At 42.4% G+C, this 5,130-nt stretch carries 4 protein-coding genes; all 4 read left to right on the top strand.

The features are described from left to right. Window positions 1-392: 392 nt before the first annotated feature. The gene (locus tag FYJ45_RS28695) at window positions 393-1,382 is read left to right on the top strand and encodes a Fic family protein (protein WP_154468361.1); all 990 of its coding nucleotides are present in this window, start codon (window positions 393-395) and stop codon (window positions 1,380-1,382) included. A gap of 7 nt (window positions 1,383-1,389) precedes the next feature. After that, entirely contained in the window at window positions 1,390-2,925 is a 1,536-nt protein-coding gene (locus FYJ45_RS28700; protein WP_154468362.1) for an RNA-directed DNA polymerase, read from the top strand. 895 nt (window positions 2,926-3,820) lie between these two features. Then, a complete protein-coding gene (locus FYJ45_RS28705; protein ID WP_223385014.1) occupies window positions 3,821-4,024 on the top strand; it encodes a hypothetical protein in 204 nt (67 codons plus the stop codon). Continuing rightward, window positions 4,021-4,950, top strand: a complete 930-nt coding sequence (locus tag FYJ45_RS28710; protein ID WP_002304312.1) for a DUF6017 domain-containing protein — start codon at window positions 4,021-4,023, stop codon at window positions 4,948-4,950. The genes FYJ45_RS28705 and FYJ45_RS28710 overlap by 4 nt, the downstream gene beginning before the upstream one ends. Window positions 4,951-5,130: the final 180 nt, after the last annotated feature.

Genomic DNA, 5,130 nt, shown 5'->3' on the forward strand with positions numbered 1-5,130 from the left:
GCTTTGATAAAAATACACTTAAATCGTGATGGATTATGAAAAGTAAATCAACCAAAGAATCCTTTATTTATAAGGTTTTCTATCGCCTACTTTGCATAATGTGTAGCTTTTCATAACCAACGCCGCCCTTTTGGTTGGCGATGGCGATGATCTGTGTATTCATCGTGATTACCTCCATTAAAATAAGGACACTTCACACCATGCGAAATGTCCTTATAGATTTCTGATTCAGTTGTAGACAGTTGTTTTGTTGATCCTGGAAGTTCACCCAAAGTTTCCGGAACAATCGGTCAAATATAGTCTTATCTTTTGATTGATGAAATGAGCGATGTATTGATTTTTGGGCCATTTATTGGTACAATAATGATAGTTTACGGATATGCGAGGATGTTATGAAAAACAAAAAGCCACCCTTTGAAATCACGAATACGATCATTGATTCTGTGGCGGAAATTGCCGAGCTGGTAGGCAGACTCACATCAACGAACCAGCTTTCCGGCAACCCGACTTTGCGCCGGAGCAATCGTATTCGTACCATCCACGGCTCCCTTGCCATTGAACAGAATACGCTCAGCCTGGAACAGGTAACTGCGGTCCTTAACGGTAAGCATGTCCTGGCTCCGCCCAAGGATATTGCAGAGGTCAAGAATGCCTATGATATTTACGAGCGGCTGGACGAGTTGGACCCCTACTCCGTAGATGATCTGCTGACCGCTCACGGCATTATGACACGAGAATTGGTGGATGAGTCAGGAATGTTCCGTACCCGGCCTGTGGGTGTTGTAGATCAGGAAGGGCGTGTCCTTCATTTTGGAACATTGCCGCAGTATGTCCCGGATTTGGTCATGGAGCTGCTGGACTGGGTGAAAAACAGCGATGTGCATATGCTAATCCGCAGTTGTGTGTTCCATTATGAGTTTGAACTGATCCACCCCTTTGCGGATGGAAACGGCCGTGTGGGCCGTCTGTGGCATACGCTGTTGCTCTCAAAATGGAATCCCGCCTTCGCGTGGCTACCGGTGGAATCCATCATCCATGACCGTCAGGAGGAGTATTACGCAGCCATCAATGCTTCCAATGATGCCGGAGAATCCACAGCGTTTATTGAGTTAATGCTTTCAGCTATCAAAGCATCGCTCATTGACGCAATCAATGCGAGTGATGAGGTGAGCGATGGAGCGATAGATAAGGCAACGATGCGCTGGAAGCAGATCGAGAAGTTCCTGGCAACACATCCATATATCATGAACGCAGATGTCCGTGCGCTGTGCGGTGTTTCAGCGGCGACGGCGAATCGGATTCTTGCGGGGTTAGCAGCAGAGGGAAAGCTCGTCAAATGCCGTGAAGGTGGGCATTGGGCGTATAAATTGGGGGAGGGATAATCCAATTATGTTAGACAAAGCAAGTTTAGTTTGGGCAATACAATTTATTCAAAAGCACTCGGATGGTGATTTATTCCCCCCTATTTTAGAATTCGACGCGTTACTTGAAAAATCTGACGCACTTGCAGATAAATTAATGTCTGTCGATTTAGCTCAACTTGAAACAGGAGCGCATCGTCGTTTTATTGTACCGAAAGATGAACTTTCGTATCGTCAGGCTACACAGCTTGACCCTCAGGATAGCATCCTTTTATCAGCCATAATCTATCAATATGGGACCTTAATAGAACAACGTCGTTTACCAAATAATGTTGTTTTTAGTTACCGATTCAATCCAGATATGGAACACGGGTTTTATGATGATAGGGCTGCATGGAACCAATTCTGGCGCACTGCATATCAAAAAAGCATGCCGAGCAAGACTATTCTATATTGCGACATTGCTGATTATTATAACCAAGTATACCATCACACTATTGAAAATCAGCTAATCGAATCTGGTTTTCCAAATCAAGAGTGTAAGTGGATTATCAGACTACTTGAAAGTACCACTGCAGGGGTCTCACGAGGTATCCCCGTTGGCCCTCACCCTGCACATTTACTGGCAGAAGCAGCAATGATTCCAATTGATAATAGCTTACAAGCTCAAGGGATCGACTTTATTCGATATGTAGATGATATTCTCATTTTTTGTAACTCTGAAGCAGACGCTCGTTTGGCTCTGTCTAAAGTTGCAACAACTCTTGATCGTCAGCAACGCTTGATGCTTCAAAGGCATAAAACTAAAATTTATACTACTGAAGAATTTAAGTCAGTATGTGCTAATATGATTGAAGATCGCCCCATTAGCCAGCAAGAAGATAAAGTATTAAAACTAATTAATAAATACTCAAACGGCGATCCTTATAAAATTGTATTTCTTAATGACATAAGCGATGAAGACTGGGCAAGCATTACTGATGAGATTGTTGGAAATATAATAAATGAATACCTAAGCAAAACTCCGGTAGAGTATGATAGGCTTCGATGGTTTTATCGGCGGTTAACTCAAATTGGCCATCCCGGAGGAATAGATGCGACACTTACTAATATAGACAAGCTGACTCCTTGTTTCGCAAACGTGTGCATGTATTTAGGATCGGTGCAAAAAATTCCTGCCGAGAAGTGGAAGGATATCGGAAATAGTATCTTAGCACTATTGGAGACCGATGTTGTGCAAAGTAATGAGTATTTTCGCTTGCTACTGCTAAGTTTATTTACGAAAAATCAGTATATAAATCATTTTTCTTCTCTGGTACAAGCGTATTCACATTCTGAGGCTTTTGTTCGGAGAGAGATTATTTTGTCTGCCAAGCAAAATAGTGCAAGCGATTGGTTGCGAGAACAGAAAGAAAACTATATTAATATGGAATCATGGCAACAGATGGCATATATTTATAGCTTATCTAAACTCCCAAGAGAAGAAAGAAGTTACTTCATTAGACGATTTAATTACTCTCGTCCCTTAATGGAAATATTAGCAAAATGGTCAAGGGAGCAATAAAAAAGGACACTTCACATCATGCGGAGTGTCCTTATTGGGTCAAGTATTCAGTTGTGATCTCGCCTTAAATCGAACTGAATCCCACCAGCTCATGTGAACGCAGAGCGTTCCCCGGCTGCTAATGCTAATAACCGTGCTAAGAGCGCAGGTTTTTTGAGGTAATACGGGGTGTCCTTACGAGAAATTCCAGGATACTCGGATCGTTCAATTTCCTTGATTTTACGGTACTTTTTAGCACTGCATGACATTGTGATGCACCCTGGGATATTGAATTTTCCAAACTCCTAAGCGTGGGGTCGGAGGTTCAAATCCTCTTATGGACGCCAGTGAACAACGCCGAAAGCCTTTGTTTTCAAGGGTTTTCGGCTTTTCTTATATAAAAAGCTACGAAAAAGCTCTTTCACTGTATGAGATAAAATTCTACTCCAAAATTTGATTTTTGACAACCCCTCCAGAATCGAACGGTTGTTATAAGACAAAATCGCCAGCTAATTTTTAGCAGAAAACGGGCTGTTCTTGCTAATGAAAATGCCCTTCCTGCTAATCAGCCCCAAAATCGTGCCAAAAATCCAGCTAATCAAAAAAGGCGGATGTTTTGAATACCATGCAGTTATAGCAGATAAAATTAAATATCGTTATGTACATAGAGCGTCTATTTGCCCCGCATTGGGGATGGATAGGCGCTCTTTTTTTATGCCCAAACCCATGGGCAAATACAAGAGATTGGAGGTGTTTTATTTGAGCAAGCCTGTTTATACCGCAGACAAGCCGAGCGACTGTCATTACTGCTACTTCTGGACGAATGGCAGAAAGGGCTGCCGTCTGGGTAGAAATAATTGCTACTACTTAATCTCTTTGCCGCCGAAACCCAAGTCGGAATGTGATGGCTGTCCCTATGGGCGAGATCACCCGTGCATTGGTTGGTGTACGAAGAAGGTTATGCGTGAAGTGGGGCTTCGTTGATATGGATGTGTATGAACAGGAATACCGCTTCTACTATTTTGCCCGATGTCCTTACGAAAAGACGGATACGACTTTCCGCAGCATTCCGCTGACAACAGAAAGTTTTCCGCAGAAAGAAGGTGGTGAAGCCGTGTGAGTTTTGATTATTTTTACGGTCAGCAATCCGATCTATTCACATTCTATCGAGTTCCGAAGGTGTTGTTCACGAACGAGAGGTTCTGGAATATTTCTGCCGATGCCAAGATGCTGTATGGCATTTTGCTTGACCGCATGAGCCTGTCTGCCAAGAATGGTTGGATAGATAAAAACGGTAGAGTGTATATCATTTTTACAATCGACGAAGCGAAGATGGCTCTGAACTGTGCTGAACAAAAGGCTATCAAGCTGCTCAGTGAACTTGAGAAGAAAGCAGGATTGATTGAACGTAAGCGCCAGGGTTTGGGAAAGCCCAACCTGATCTATGTGAAGAACTTTATCTCTGCTGTGGATTCACAACTCTTGAATTGTGAAAATCACAATTCTGGAACAATGGAAATCACAACTCAAGAACTTCCGAAATCACAATGTAATAATACTGATATTAAAAATACTGAATTTAGTGATACTGATTCTATCTTTCCTTCCGGAAATGGTGGAATGATGGACGAGAATGACCGGTATCAAGAATACTTTGATTATTTCTCGGATCAGCTCAGTATGGATTTGTTGAAGAAGGATTACCCTTACGATTCCGAAATGCTGGATAACATTCTGGAGTTGATCGTTGAAACAGTTTGCACGAAGCGACCGTTGATTCGCATTGGTGCAGAGGAGCGTCCGGCAGAAATTGTCCGCAGTCGGTTTATGAAACTGAATGCCGAACACATTCGATATGTTATGGACTGCTTCAAGGAGAACACCACAAAGATTAGAAATATCCGTCAGTATATGCTGACTACGATATACAATGCGCCGACGACAATAGACACCTACTACGATGCTCTTGTTCGGCACGATATGTCACACGGATATTTGGAAGGAGGATTTAAGAAATTGAAAATGAAGCGAGAGGAAGGAGAGTGACGATAAATGTCGAAAAAAGCAACCATCATTGCGGTGGTCAATCAGAAAGGAGGCACTGGTTATGAAAAGTAAGTTATTATGCAAAGTGGAGCCCACACTTTGTTGATTATATAAAGTGTACGGGCTCTTTAGACTTTGCATAATTCGGAAGAACTCCTTACAGCGATTTCAACCAATCAA

The sequence above is a fragment of the Eisenbergiella porci genome (assembly GCF_009696275.1).
Classification (GTDB): Bacteria; Bacillota; Clostridia; order Lachnospirales; family Lachnospiraceae; genus Eisenbergiella; species Eisenbergiella porci.